The organism is Cognatishimia coralii, assembly GCF_037478305.1.
Lineage (GTDB): Bacteria > Pseudomonadota > Alphaproteobacteria > Rhodobacterales > Rhodobacteraceae > Cognatishimia > Cognatishimia coralii.
Genome location: NZ_JBBGAZ010000007.1, coordinates 57052 through 70300, shown reverse-complemented (window position 1 = coordinate 70300; position 13249 = coordinate 57052). Strand labels below are relative to the sequence as shown.

The window sequence follows — 13249 nt, the reverse complement described above, 5'->3', positions numbered from 1 at the left end:
ACACGTCGTTTCACCTCAAGATGATACGAGCGCGAAACTCAGTCAAATTTAAAAAACCGCTTCATTTGGATAGGCTGCTTAAGACAAAACAGCCGTTTCAAGACCGGACTTACTTATCGGTGTATGGAAACCGTATCTTCCGTCTTCGGTCGCTTGTTCGCTAGTTTTGTTCTTCCGCATTCTAAGCAAATGGGTGGATCAGATTTACGCTATGGATCTCGAAATAAGCAGCACAGCCACAGCGAAGAGTAATAAGAGGATAGACCGGTCAAACAATCGACCCGATACAAATCGCGAGACTTTTTCACCGGCCCAAATAGCCAAGCCAAATGGCAAAAGCGCTAACCCGCAATACAACACGTGCTCGAGTTTAAGAATATTCAAGACAGCGAGTGTGGGGATTTGAAACAACGACATTATGCAAAAGAAGGCCGAAATAGTTCCAATAAACTCGGGTCTTGGGAGTTTCAGGGCACTCAAGAAGGTAATTGATGCTGGCGCAGACAGCCCCCCTGCCCCTTGCAACAGACCACCTAGCAACCCGGCCGGTATAACCAAGCGATCTCCTGCTTCGCGGGATAGCTTCCAATTGGGCTTGGTCAGTTTGAAGCCGACATAGAACAATACGACGCCAGACATGGTCAGCATCAACGGTGCGTCAGGCAAAGAAGCCAATAGCAACGACCCGAGTATTGCGCCCAAAGCTCCGGCGAATGCGAACCGGAGAACAAAGGACTTATTGGGCACTTTGTCTCTGAACGCGATCGTGTGCCAAATATTGGAAAGCAGGTTCAAGATGGAGAAGATCGCTACGGCGAAAGCTATGTCAAAGAGCGCGGTTAAAATCGGGACCCCTACAACTGGGGCACCAACGCCAGTTGTTCCTTTGACAAATCCAGCAAGTAGAATTGCCGCTAGTGCAATAACCAGAGTTTCGGCCTGCAAATTAAGTATCTGACCCAGGTCCACGGGCATTCCTAACTTTTTGGGCATAGACATTTCGCCCAAAACAAATGCCCAGCTAAGCTGAGCATTGTCATTATTTTGGAATGGACTTCAAGCTGCGGTCGTCACTCAAAACCTTTCTGCACGTAGGACCTGCGCATCGGTGACTGAAACAACACCGATGTGACGCTCTACCACCGCGAAGGCGGCCTCCAGCAGACTGTCGAGTCGGTCAGGGCGAATAAGGCAGACGATCATCACCATGCCTGCGCGTCCGACTTGCCCCTCGCGCGTCCAAGGGCCGGAACGCCCAGATCCGCCACGCACAGGCACAATGGTATAGCCGGTCACACCGGCTTCGTTCAGTGCATCGGTCAGGCGGCTCTCCAGAGGCCTTTCGATTACAATTTCAACGCGTTTCGCCGAGTGCATTTGCATGTCAGCCTCCAATGAACATCGTGGCAAGCGCGACATAAAGGGGGATGCCGAGCGTCAAGTTAAATGGGAACGTCACGCCCAAAGACAAAGTCAGGTAGACAGAAGGATTGGCTTCGGGCAAGGCCACACGCATGGCTGCGGGCACTGCTATATACGACGCAGATGCTGCGAGAACCATCAGCAAAACCACACCTCCCATTGAAAGGCCAATCATGGCGCCAAGGCCCAAGCCAATTGCTGCACCCATCACGGGCATTGTGACGCCGAAAACAACGGCACTGCTGCCCAGCGCCCCTTTTGATTGGCGCAACCCACGTCCAGCGACCAAACCCATGTCCAGAAGGAACAGGCACAATACGCCTTTGAAAGGTGCCACAATGAATGGCGCGATCTCGGCAAGCCCTTGTTCACCAGTCACCGTGCCTATTGCGAAACTACCGACCAAAAGGACAATAGAACCATTGAGCAGAATTTCCCGTAGAAGTCCCGGCTCCATCTGCCCGCCCGTGTCACTGCGCGCAACGAGCCATAACGCCGAAAGGATCGCAGGGGCTTCCATCGCGGCCGCCACCGCCACCATATAGCCTTCAGACGGAATACCTCGCCCTTCCAGAATGGATGTCGCGGCAACAAAGGTCACGATGCTGATCGAGCCATAGTGGGCCGCAACCGCGGCCGCATCTAATCGAGACATTCCTGTAATGGTTCTCAAAACCGCAAAAGCGATGAACGGAAGGCTAAATGACAGGAATATTCCGGCCGCAAGTGCCTTCAACAGGGTGCCGTCTATTCCATGAGACGCGACAGATGCGCCTCCTTTGAAACCAATGGCAAACAATAGGTAGATCGACATCCCTTTGGCGACGGCCTCTGGAATGGACAGATCCGATCTTGCGAGGGCGGCCGCGAGACCAAGAGCGAAACACAAGATGATCGGAGAGGCCAGGTTGCTACCTGCCAAAGAAAGGATTTCAGTCATATCTTGAGGTCTATGCCGCAGAAGGTCCGGAATGGCTGTCGTGCTGAGACCAGGCCTGAGCCTCCGACAGAGTGTCGATAAGGTCTTCTCGACCCTGCTCAAGCCTTTGAATCAATTCAAGGCTTGGGTGCGGTTTGCTCCGCTCTTGCTCAAGCCTTTGATCCACAAGGGAAACAAAGATCTGGAGTTCGTGGACGCGGTCACGAAGCGGATTTTGCATGGCGGTCATTATGGTCACCTAAACCCCTTAAATTCCGGGAAGTATCGTTGCTGAACGGCGATATCGCCCGAAACGACATAAGAATAAATCCACTGAAGGGTGAAAGTTTGATAGGAAAAACCTATATTAACATCGAGATTTTGGAGGCCCGGCATGAACCCTGACGTTACGCTTCGCCAATTGCGTTATTTTGTTGCCTTGGCTGACACCAGTCACTACCGCAAAGCCGCCGAGTTGGTCGGTGTGAGCCAGCCATCCTTGAGTCAACAGATTGTCGGGCTTGAGGCGGCTCTTGGATTGGAACTGGTCGAGCGTGGCAAGCGCGGTGCTATTCTGACACCCGGCGGCAGAGATGTGCTGGAACAGTCACGCATCATTCTGGACCACGTCGAAAGCCTCAGGACCTCTGCACATGGCGCAAAGGAAGGTATAAGTGGCACATTGCGACTTGGATCGACACCGACGCTTGGGCCTTACTTCCTGCCGCAGGTTATGCGCCGAATTCACAAAGAGTACCCAGCTCTGAAAGTGCTCGTCAGGGACGCAGCACCCGCTATCCTCAAAGAAGAACTGCTTCAGGGCCGCCATGACTTTATCCTTACGCAATTGCCATTTCGCTCTGCCGACGTTTCGGTTCGTCGCCTGTTCCGAGAGCCGCTGATGCTCGCTGTTGCGCGCGATCATGCATTGGCCCAAAAGCCGGAGGTACAGGATGCCGATATTGGCGACCTGGATGTGCTCAGCCTCTCTACGGCCTATACGTTGCACAACCAAATTGCGTTATTGTGTGACGAACTAGGAGCGCATCTTCGTTCAGAGTACGAAGGCACAAGTTTGGATGCGATCCGGCACATGGTTTCCCTAGATATGGGCGTTGCGTTTTTGCCTGCACTTTATGTGAAATCGGAAGTTGGCAAATCCGCAAATGACGTGACAGTTTTGCCCTTCCGCAACAATAGGCTGACGCGCTCCATCGGGATGGTATGGCGCAAACAATCGCCTCACGGGACCACTTTGGAGCGGCTCACAGAGATCGTGAAAGAGGTGTCACAGCAGCATTTTGCGCAACAGCTAAAAGCGGAATAGTTGGAAGCGCAAGAGCATTCGCGCATAGTCCGACCGATTGATCGACCGAAATTTCTGCAGCGCCTACGCACGTTAAGCTGCATTACAATTTTCACCAATTCGGTTCGCAGTTGCTGGCACAGGTAGCGTACCCGAGAAACCGAATTGGACCGCCTTTAAGTTCTGGACGCTTCGAACTTTGCCCACGCCTCTTCAAATTTCGCGAAATCGAAGTCGCTACCTTTCGCGGCATCAAGTATAATCCGCTCGGTCTCCAAAAGTTTACGCACGCCAGCCTCCAACTGGCCCATATGCTGTGAAGGGACAACAAGTGCTCCGTGACGATCTGCGTGAACGAAGTCACCATCATTGATCGTGAGGCCGAAAATCGTAACAGGAGTCGCGATTTCCTTGACGTGAACGAAACCATGGCTCGGACCAATCGACCCCGCGATCACAGGAAAGCCTTCTGGCAGATCACCCAAGTCCCGCATGACGCCATTTGTCAGCGCACCGTTTAGGCCAAAGCCTTTGTGGATTGTGGTATTGATTTCGCCCCAATAGGCGCCGATAGCATCGGCGCCATCGACATCTTCGACCACGGCAATCGCCGGTCTCGGACCACTGGCCATGTGGCGGTAGTAGTCCATGCGCCGTGCTTTGATGACCTCTGGCGCCTCGGATGGCGGAGCGATGGCCGAGATCTTGGCCGTCCGTGCATACCCGACAATCGCCCCCTCTTCTGGAGCGCTGGACAGCATGGTGCCACGGGTGAATTGGTCAAAGCCGCGCTTGCCTTCGACCACCTCAATCGCGTTGCAAACTGTTGGCGTATCCACTTGTTTCAAAAGGGTCAAAAGATCGTCGTTCATGCAGCCTCCAGCCAGCGCGCCAGCGCTTGGTTTGTTGCGTTAGGGTTTTCGAGCGTGGGCAGGTGGCCCGCGTCCTCTATGACTTCAAAGGCGGCATGCGGCATCAAAGAGGCCATATATTCATGCCGGGTGATTGGGCAGAGTTTGTCGTAGCGACCACAAAGGATCAGGGACGGAACAGTGCTGCCGCGCAGGGTTTCAGATTGATCGGGGCGATCCATCAAGGCGCGGGATTGGCGCAGGAATGCATGTGGTCCTATGTCCAGTGCCATTTTCATGCAAAGATCCAGAACGTCCTTACGACCGGGCCCGGGCGCGAGGTATTTGGGTTTCATCTCGTCCCGCATCACAGATGCAAGCCGCCCTTCACGCACGGCCATCATCTGGGGGATACGACCAGCTTTGACCTGTTCCGTTTCAGCCATCGGATTTGTGTCCATCAGTGCAATTCGCTCGATCCGCTCTGGCGCGATCCGCAGCATCTCCATCGCGACGATCCCCCCCATCGAGAGGCCAGCAACGGCGAAATGCTCGGGCGATTGGCTGAGGACGCGCTCTGCCAGTTTTGTGACGCTGGCCTCTTCCGTGATCGACGCGAAGATCAGATGGTAATCCTTTGAAAACGCGTCAACTTGTGGCCCGAAAAGCCGCGCGTCGCACATCATGCCTGGGATCAGAACAAGCGGTGTCATCCCGCCAAAGCTGCGCCTTTTGAAAGGGATCCGAGCTTGGCATAGGCAATATCAGGATCGACAGCTCCAAAGCCCGCAAAGGTGCCGAACCCGCAATCGGACCCCGCAATCACGCGATCTGCCCCAACGATGTCGACAAAGCGCGAGACGCGCTCGGCCACAAGCTCGGGGTGTTCTACGAAGTTCGTCGTCGTATCGACCACACCTGGCACGAGAACCTTATCCTCTGGAATATCGGCTTTGCGGTCGCGGAAGACGCTCCATTCGTGGCCGTGTCGCGGGTTTGAAGTTTCAAACAACACATAGCGCGATTTCGTCGACATCAGCGTATCAAACATCTTGGACATGGGGATATCGCAGACGTGTGGCCCTTCGTAGTTGCCCCAACAGATGTGAACGCGCACCTTTTCGGCCGGCACGTCTTGCAGCGCGTGGTTTAGGGCTTCGACATGGGATGCGGCGATCTTGAGGAATTCGTCGTCAGACAAATCATTGAACAGCATGTGCCGCGACAAAGCGAGATCGGGGCAGTCGAGCTGCAAGTCCAAGCCTGCACCGACGATGGTTTCATATTCCTCTTTCATGGCATCGGCGAGCGCCGCCAGATAGGCCTCGCGCGTGGCGTAGTGATCGTTTTGCAAAAACAGCGAGATCACCCCGGGCGAGGCCGCATTCATAAAGCCGCGTTCAACCCCATGTTCCGCCATCGCGTATTTGAGGTTTGTGATATCCTTCTGAAGCTCTCCCTGCCCCTTGGATTTCACCTCTCCAACACACATGGGGCGCGCATATTGCGGTGTGCCGCCATCATCCGCCAACCGTTTGAGAAAGCTCGGGAATTGCTTGAGGTCCGCAGGCGCATTGCGCGGGCTATCGCCGTCAAAGCCTGTGTAACGGTCTTTCACATAGGTCGCGTATGAAATCTTTGAGGTCTCGCCATCACTTACGATATCGACGCCCGCCGCAAACTGCTTCCGCACGGTGTCGTCCACCGCTGCCGCCATGCAGGCATCAAAGGCGTCTTGGTCATAGTCTTTGCCGTGTTCACGGGCGAAAATGAAATCCACGACGTCTTGGGTGCGTGGCAAAGAGCCGACATGGGTCGTCAAAATCTTGGTCATGGCGAGGCCTCTCCTTTTGGCGTCAGTGTCCAGTCCAGGTCAGACCTGCGGGATCGTCGGTTGCAATGATGTGATAGAGCGCGGCTTCGCCGGTCATCGAAGGCGTTGCCCGGTGTGACAGACCTTCTGGGATCGACATAGTGTCGCCCGGCGCGAGCGTTGTCGTGCCGCCGTCCCAATCCACGCGCCAATGGCCTTTGACCGGCATCAAGACCGACGGCTTGTCGTGGCTGTGCATTTGATCGCTGGCGGAAGCGCGCGAAATGAAGTCGACTTCAAACCCGGGCTTATCCTTCAAAAGGCCGGTTTCCCCGATGACTTTGCAGGGCGATTTGTCGGAATAGGCCATCATGTCCAAATAACGCGCGACATGGTTGGGCAAAACGTCGGCCGTGGTGGGCTCGGGTCGCAAGGCGAGTTCTTCGGCCGTCAGCAAAGGCATCGGTTTGACGCCGTCGGGCAGTGCTTCGCCTTTTTTGGTGTCATAGAGCTTGCCGGTTTCAGCGAGGATCAACCCATGGTCGGCGGCGTCCTCGATCACCTGAGGGGCCCACATGACACCGCCGCCGGCATCATTACCGCCGAGGATTGCCATGATCATCCCATAGTCGGTGCCGATGTTCTCAAAACCTCGGAAAATGCCGGTTGGAATGTTGAAGATATCGCCGGGCTCCAGAGTGACTTCGCCCGCATCGCCCCAGCGCCCCCAAAAGAACCGCCAGCGGCCTGAGAGCACAAAGAATACTTCAGCCGTGCGGTGATCGTGCAAAGAGTTGCGGCACTTTGGTGGCTGCCCTGCCGCGCCGATGTTAAACCCATGGGGCGTTGTGATGTGAACGTGCTGGTCGGGGCTTTCGCTGACGCCGCCGCCGATGATCGTGAAGTTTTCTTTCTGATCACTGCCGGGCGTATGTGCGTCGATAAAGGCAGTCTTACAGGGTTTCAGGTCGCCATATCGAACGATGCGGACTTCCATGTCTTGGGGTGTCATTTCGTATTTCCTCTTGAATTTCCGTGGGTTGCGTGTGCGAGACACGCCCACCCTGGAGGATGAGGATTGAGCCGCCGCGCACGTAGCGACGAACGGTGAATGTGAAAGCGGCACAGCGTTTGACTGCTGTCCAACCGATATGTGCCGCAATCGATCACTTATAAGTCTCCAGTTTGCAGGAGGATCTGTTTCCAGACCGAAGTCTCATCAAACAACGTCCATTCGCGACGCAGCTTGATATCACCAGCGATAAGTTCGCCAAATTCGGCCTGCGTGATGCCAAGGACAAAGACATCCTTGCCCGTAGGTGTGCCAAAAGACCCCCAGCCGTCGTGCTTGCCGCTTAGCGTCCAACGTACTGCGGCGCGGGGCGGCATGTTCGGATCGTCGCGGCCAATGACGTGCTGCACTTTGAATTCCGCATTCGGGAAGCTCGCGCGCAGCCCCATCCAGAATTCGTCCGCTCCGTCGAACGACAGTGCCTGAACGCCGCCCGGATATTCCAAGTTTGCGGCGCGGTCGTATTCTTTTGGGATGACAGTGAAGTCCGCATTCATCATCCGCGTGAGGATATCGGCAAGACGTTGACCCCATTCGTTGTCATTGCCTTTGCCCTTGTACGGCCCATCGACCTCATTTGCCTGCGTGTAGGGCTGAACGCAATTCTCAGGCCCACCTTCACGCGCGATCAGATCACGGGCGTAATCCTTGGGATCCCAGCCAAGTTGACGCACAATCGCGCCTTGGTCCCGGATCAGCCACTCATCGTTGATCTGGTTGTTGATCGCGTGGCAATCCGCGAGAATTCGGTAGTGCAGTTTTTTGCCCGTCGGAGCCCCGTAAACACCGGGTTTGGCATGGGTCGCGGTGGAATGCAGGCGGTGCGAAGAGAGCATGCCTTCTTCCGGTGTGCCCGACCAGATCACGTCTTCGCCAAACAGTGTGCGATCCGGAAATTCCGCCAAAGTCGCCATGGTCGCGCCGATGACATTCTGATTGCCGACCACAACAGAGGCCGGAGACCTAACGACAATATCGGGCGCATAGTATTCATGCAGCGTAGCGATGCCGCGATCTTCCCAGATCTCTTTGGTGATCCCGATGATGTAATCGGGGAAGTCTACGAAACGGTTTGAGAACCCCTTCATTCTGTCCATCCTTCTGGCACGCGGGCCGATTTGCGCAGGACCAGCGGCCCGTCAATTTCCACCTTGCGCGGATTTACGTCTATATCGTTGATTTTGCTTAGAAGTATGTCGACTGTCTCCGCCACCATACGGTTTGCAGGCTGGCGCACCGTCGTCAGGCCATAGGCCGGCCAAGCCGCGGTTGGCACGTCGTCGTAACCGACAACCGACACATCTTCGGGCACTTTAAGGCCCAGTTCAAACCGCAGCGTGTCCATGACGGCCATCGCCATATGGTCGTTGGCGACAAAGACCGCATCAGGCGCGTCCTCTGAGAACATCTCAAGCGTTGCAGCGCGGGCGTCTTCCATGCCGAAGTTGCCGACGCCCCGCTTGTGCAACGTGGTGCCCGCATCCTTTAGACCTTGGGTAAATCCGGCCTCGCGGTCTCTTTGGGTCGAGGCCCCTTCCCAACCGGCGATATAGCCGATTTTCTGGTGTCCTCCGGCGATCAGGAATTCAGCAACCTTGCGGCCTCCGGCGATGTTGTCACTTGTGACTGCAGACATATGCGGCGTGTCTTGCGAGCGGTTGAAAAGGACCATCGGCACGCCCGCTGCGCGGCATCTTTCGCTAAGGTCCGACGTCATGGCCACAGAGGCCGCGATGATCCCATCCACTTGATAATCAAGGATTTCATCCACCACGCCTTCTATGTTCCCCGCTGTCTGCGAGGCCATAAAGATCAGCACGTGATAGCCTTCGGCCTGCAGCGCATTGGACAGCTTTTCCAGCACATCCGGATAAAACTGGTTTTCCAGATAGGCGACCACAAGACCAATAATCCGCGACTTGCCCGAGACCATCGCGCGCGCCAGAGCATTTGGTCGATAGCCAAGTTCCATCGCCGCCTTGCGCACCTTTTCAGCGGTCTTGCGCGAGGCTGAAGCGCCAGGTGTAAACACGCGGCTGACAGCCGACTGGCTGACCCCGGCGCGTTCTGCGACTTCTGCGGATGTGATCTTAACGACTGTCATTAATCTGCGGTCCAACCTCCATCAATCAGCAAGGCGGATCCTGTGATAAGCGCGCTTGCATCAGAGGCGAGGAATACGACCGCACCCATGATGTCTTCAACCTCTCCGATGCGACCGAGCTTGATCTTTTCTTCGACCCAGGCCCGTCGCTCGGGGCGATCAAAGGTCTGTTTGGTCAGAGGCGTGACGATGAACGTCGGGCAGATTGTGTTAATGCGGATACCCTTGGGGCCCCATTCAATCGCCATCGATTTGGTAAAGCCTTCGACAGCGTGCTTCGTCGCCGCATAGACCGCGCGATCAATGCCCCCGACTTTCGCCATTTGGCTTGAGATATTAATCAACGACCCGCCCCGCCCGGCGTCGACCAGACCTTGCGCAACGGCCTTTGTCAGAAAATATGCGCCTTTGAAATTCAGGTCAGCGACTGCGTCAAAGTCCTCTTCCGTGGTTTCCAAAGCGGCGCTATGGCGCGCAAGGCCTGCAGAATTCACAAGAATATCAAAAGGCCCCGCCTGCGTGACAGCGGCGGTCGTGGCCGTGACATCCGAGACGTCGACAGGCAAGGTCTGTACATCCCACCCTTGCTCCGACATCTGGCCCGCGATCTCTCGCAGTTTATCACCAGACCGCGCGGCCAAAGTCACTTCGGCCCCATATTCGGCCAAAGCCGTCGCGCAAGCCAAGCCAATCCCCGAAGACGCCCCCGTCACGAGCGCGCGTTTGCCCTTCAGGTTAAAAGTTGGCGTACGTGGCAATGTCATCAGATGTCTCCTACCGGGAACGGAATGCTCCCTTGCACACGTACTTTATTGAACTCTCGCATGCGCGCCAGAACATCCACACCAAGTTGGCGATATGCGTCCAATAGATCGACCATAACCCAGTTTTCACGGATCAGCCCGTCCTCGATCCTCCAGAAATCCAAGGACTTCATCGTGATCTTTTTGCCTGCGGGCGCGATCCCCATCCAGCCATCGTGTGTCACGGTCTGGATCATATTCGGCCAACCGGTCACGGCAATGTAGTCGGCGTCTCCGAAGAAGTGATAGGTGATTTTGTGGCGCTCAAAACCGCGGTCGGGCATCGCGTTCAAAAACGGGATCTGGTGCCAGTTGCGAAAACCAGCAATACCCCGCCCCGTTCCGATACCCGCGGGTCCGTACCAGTTCATCTTTGGGTGCCAGAACTTTTCCATCTCCATCACTTCGGGCCCGCCCTGCGAGGGGTGCTTTTTTAGATGTTCCAGCATGTCGATGACATGATTGCAGGAGGCGGTAGACCGTTCCTTGTCCCACGGACCTTCGACAATGCCATCCAGAGTTGCTGGTCCCGGAATGCAGAATTCAAGGCCGAGCGAAGGCGCCATGGGCCAGGCCCCGGCTTGCATCATCAGCTCGGGAATATCCCAAAGCGCCTGAACTTCAACGACTTTGCCGTCAACGAAACGGAAAAATTCGTGAAAGCGCATATGGGCCAGATGCCCCGTCGGTGGGATGTCCAGCCAAGGCGCAACGAACGTGCCGATGTAGTGGCCACCACAGCCAATCCAATCCTCTTCGTGATCGGCGGTCAGCCCACCCATGACGATCCAGTCCCGGCGTTCCAGATCCGGCATGGACTGAAAAAGTGGCGCGTAGCAGGTGTAATAAAAGGCATCGGGGCCTGTCATGTCATCCAGCGGATAGGGCATGTGGATGATTGCGTCTTCGGCAATCAGGGCGCGCAGGGCTGCTCGAACGCCCTCTTCGTCAAAGTTGTACATCGCTTCGCGCAGGGGCGCGATCAGGGCTTTGTTGGTTGTGTGTACGTCGTTCATTCTTGTCTCATTGGTCTTGCGACAGCGCCCTTAGGGGCGCGTCACACTCAGTCTTGGCTATTCCGCGGCCATCCGGCGTGGTGCACCCGTGCCATAGGGCACATTCACACCCCCATAGCGCCGCACGCGGACGTTGCATTGTTCAGCGTGGCCGACAAAGCCCTCTAGCATACACAACCGAGAGCCATATTCCCCGATCATCGTCGCGGCCTCATCGGTCAGAACCTTCTGATAGCTATGCGTTTTCAGGAACTTACCGACCCAAAGACCACCGGTGTAGCGGCCCGCTTTCTTGGTGGGCAGCGTGTGGTTCGTGCCAATGACCTTATCGCCATTGGACACATTGGTACGTGGACCAAGGAACAACGCGCCATAGCAGGTCATATTCTCAAGGAACCAATCATCGCGATCGGTCATGACCTGCACGTGTTCAGACGCTATGTCGTTAGCCACTTCGAGCATTTCATCATAGGTGTCACACACGATGACCTCGCCATAGTCCTCCCAGCTCACAGAGGCGGTGCTGGCGGTTGGCAAGATTGTCAGAAGCCGATCAATTTCGCTGAGGGTATCCTCGGCCAGTTTGCGCGAATTCGTAAGCAGGACAGCGGGCGAGTTATAGCCGTGCTCGGCCTGTCCCAACAAATCTGTGGCACAAAGCTCTGCGTCGACGGTTTCATCGGCGATAACCATGGTTTCGGTCGGACCAGCGAAGAGGTCGATACCGACCCGACCGAAAAGCTGCCGCTTCGCTTCGGCGACAAATGCGTTGCCCGGGCCCACAAGCAGGTGCACAGGATCAATACTTTCAGTGCCAATCGCCATCGCGCCGACCGCTTGGATGCCACCCAGCACATAGATTTCATGCGCGCCGCCAAGATGCATCGCAGCAATCACGGCGGGGTTCGGCTCTCCGTTAAAGGGCGGTGTGCAGGCGATGATACGTGGCACGCCTGCCACTGATGCGGTGGCAACGGACATATGTGCAGAGGCAACCATCGGGAATTTGCCACCGGGCACATAGCAGCCGACGGACTGCACAGGGATGTTCTTGTGACCCAAAATCACACCGGGCAGCGTTTCCACTTCGATATCCAGCATCGAATCCCGCTGCGCTTGCGCAAAATTGCGCACCTGTTCCTGCGCGAATTTAATGTCGGCCATGTCTTCGGGGCTGACCTTGGCGATGATCGCCTGAATTTCGTCGTCTGACAGCCGATAGCTTTCGCGATCAAAATTGTCGAACTTATTGGCCAGCTCTCGCACAGCCGTGTCACCGCGTTGCTCGATGTCTTTCAGCGTTGCCGCAACAATCGCTGCTGTTTTCGCGTCGTCCTCGGCTCGATCCGCTTCGGGTTTTCCGCGTTTCAGATACTCAATTGCCATGACTTTCACCTTCATTTTGTGGGGAGACCCCATCGAATTTTTCCCAGCCTTCGCCGTCGAACACATCAACGCCCAACTGCGCGGCCACATGGGCGAAATCCACATTCACCCAATTGTCGACGATCTTGCCGTCGACGACTTTCCAGAAATCCATGTAGCGGATTTCAACACGTTTCCCGGTCGGCGCGATCCCGAGGAATTCGCCCGAATGGGTTGCTTCTTGGCGCCCAAAGGCCGCTGCCCATTCGCCCATGTAGAGGCGGGCTTCATCGATACAGACCTTGTCACTAAAGGCTGCCTGGAACGGGCGTTGCCAATTGTCTTGAAAGGCTTTCAGACCCAATTTGGTGCCGCAGCCCTGGTTGCCCATCCAGCGAAACCCGTCGCTAAAGAACTGGCCAATATCGTCGATCCGGTGATCGTTCAGACCATCCACCATGCCTTCGATCACGGCACGGGTTTCATCGGTCTTGCTCATGTCTGTGTCGCGGGACAGAACCGCTTGCTCGGGGCGAGAACCTTTCATCTGAGGTCTCCTTTCAGTGTGCTTTGAGGGA

The 13249-nt window shown here is 55.8% G+C and carries 15 protein-coding genes; 1 reads left to right on the top strand and 14 read right to left on the bottom strand.

Annotation, left to right across the window (positions count from 1 at the left end; genetic code table 11):
* Positions 1–204 precede the first annotated feature (204 nt).
* From WG622_RS13105 to WG622_RS13090, 4 genes are all read right to left on the bottom strand, one after another.
* Entirely contained in the window at positions 205–993 is a 789-nt protein-coding gene (locus tag WG622_RS13105) for a sulfite exporter TauE/SafE family protein (protein ID WP_339404015.1), read from the bottom strand.
* A gap of 81 nt (positions 994–1074) precedes the next feature.
* A complete protein-coding gene (locus WG622_RS13100) occupies positions 1075–1383 on the bottom strand; it encodes a DUF3240 family protein (protein WP_209355767.1) in 309 nt (102 codons plus the stop codon).
* Position 1384: 1 nt separating this feature from the next.
* Complete coding sequence (locus WG622_RS13095; RefSeq protein ID WP_339404014.1) at positions 1385–2362, bottom strand: sodium-dependent bicarbonate transport family permease; 978 nt, start codon at positions 2360–2362, stop codon at positions 1385–1387.
* A 10-nt stretch (positions 2363–2372) separates the two neighbouring features.
* Positions 2373–2591: a hypothetical protein gene (locus tag WG622_RS13090; RefSeq protein WP_339404013.1), complete on the bottom strand. Its 219-nt coding sequence runs from the start codon at positions 2589–2591 to the stop codon at positions 2373–2375.
* A gap of 144 nt (positions 2592–2735) precedes the next feature.
* Here WG622_RS13090 and WG622_RS13085 point away from each other — a divergent pair, with 144 nt between their 5' ends.
* Positions 2736–3668 (top strand): hydrogen peroxide-inducible genes activator, encoded by a 933-nt coding sequence (locus tag WG622_RS13085; protein ID WP_339404012.1) that lies wholly within the window; start codon positions 2736–2738, stop codon positions 3666–3668.
* A gap of 155 nt (positions 3669–3823) precedes the next feature.
* Here the strand turns inward: WG622_RS13085 and WG622_RS13080 are convergent, their stop codons facing one another.
* From WG622_RS13080 to WG622_RS13035, 10 genes are all read right to left on the bottom strand, one after another.
* Positions 3824–4519 carry an RraA family protein gene (locus WG622_RS13080; RefSeq protein WP_339404011.1) on the bottom strand — a complete coding sequence of 232 codons (696 nt, stop codon included), beginning with the start codon at positions 4517–4519 and terminating at the stop codon, positions 3824–3826.
* A complete protein-coding gene (locus WG622_RS13075; protein WP_339404010.1) occupies positions 4516–5211 on the bottom strand; it encodes an alpha/beta fold hydrolase in 696 nt (231 codons plus the stop codon). The genes WG622_RS13080 and WG622_RS13075 overlap by 4 nt, the downstream gene beginning before the upstream one ends.
* On the bottom strand, positions 5208–6332 hold the full coding sequence (locus WG622_RS13070) for a cobalamin-independent methionine synthase II family protein (protein WP_339404009.1): 1125 nt from the start codon (positions 6330–6332) through the stop codon (positions 5208–5210). The genes WG622_RS13075 and WG622_RS13070 overlap by 4 nt, the downstream gene beginning before the upstream one ends.
* 22 nt (positions 6333–6354) lie before the next feature.
* Complete coding sequence (locus WG622_RS13065) at positions 6355–7323, bottom strand: cupin domain-containing protein (protein ID WP_339404008.1); 969 nt, start codon at positions 7321–7323, stop codon at positions 6355–6357.
* A 158-nt stretch (positions 7324–7481) separates the two neighbouring features.
* Positions 7482–8471, bottom strand: a complete 990-nt coding sequence (locus WG622_RS13060) for a nuclear transport factor 2 family protein (protein WP_339404007.1) — start codon at positions 8469–8471, stop codon at positions 7482–7484.
* Complete coding sequence (locus WG622_RS13055; RefSeq protein WP_339404006.1) at positions 8468–9487, bottom strand: LacI family DNA-binding transcriptional regulator; 1020 nt, start codon at positions 9485–9487, stop codon at positions 8468–8470. The genes WG622_RS13060 and WG622_RS13055 overlap by 4 nt, the downstream gene beginning before the upstream one ends.
* A complete protein-coding gene (locus WG622_RS13050) occupies positions 9487–10251 on the bottom strand; it encodes an SDR family NAD(P)-dependent oxidoreductase (RefSeq protein WP_339404005.1) in 765 nt (254 codons plus the stop codon). Before WG622_RS13050 ends, WG622_RS13055 begins: the two co-directional genes overlap by 1 nt.
* Complete coding sequence (locus tag WG622_RS13045; protein ID WP_339404004.1) at positions 10251–11306, bottom strand: ester cyclase; 1056 nt, start codon at positions 11304–11306, stop codon at positions 10251–10253. The genes WG622_RS13050 and WG622_RS13045 overlap by 1 nt, the downstream gene beginning before the upstream one ends.
* A gap of 57 nt (positions 11307–11363) precedes the next feature.
* Complete coding sequence (gene hisD, locus WG622_RS13040; protein WP_339404003.1) at positions 11364–12692, bottom strand: histidinol dehydrogenase; 1329 nt, start codon at positions 12690–12692, stop codon at positions 11364–11366.
* Complete coding sequence (locus WG622_RS13035) at positions 12682–13218, bottom strand: ester cyclase (RefSeq protein WP_209355754.1); 537 nt, start codon at positions 13216–13218, stop codon at positions 12682–12684. Before WG622_RS13035 ends, hisD begins: the two co-directional genes overlap by 11 nt.
* Between the last annotated feature and the right edge of the window lie 31 nt (positions 13219–13249).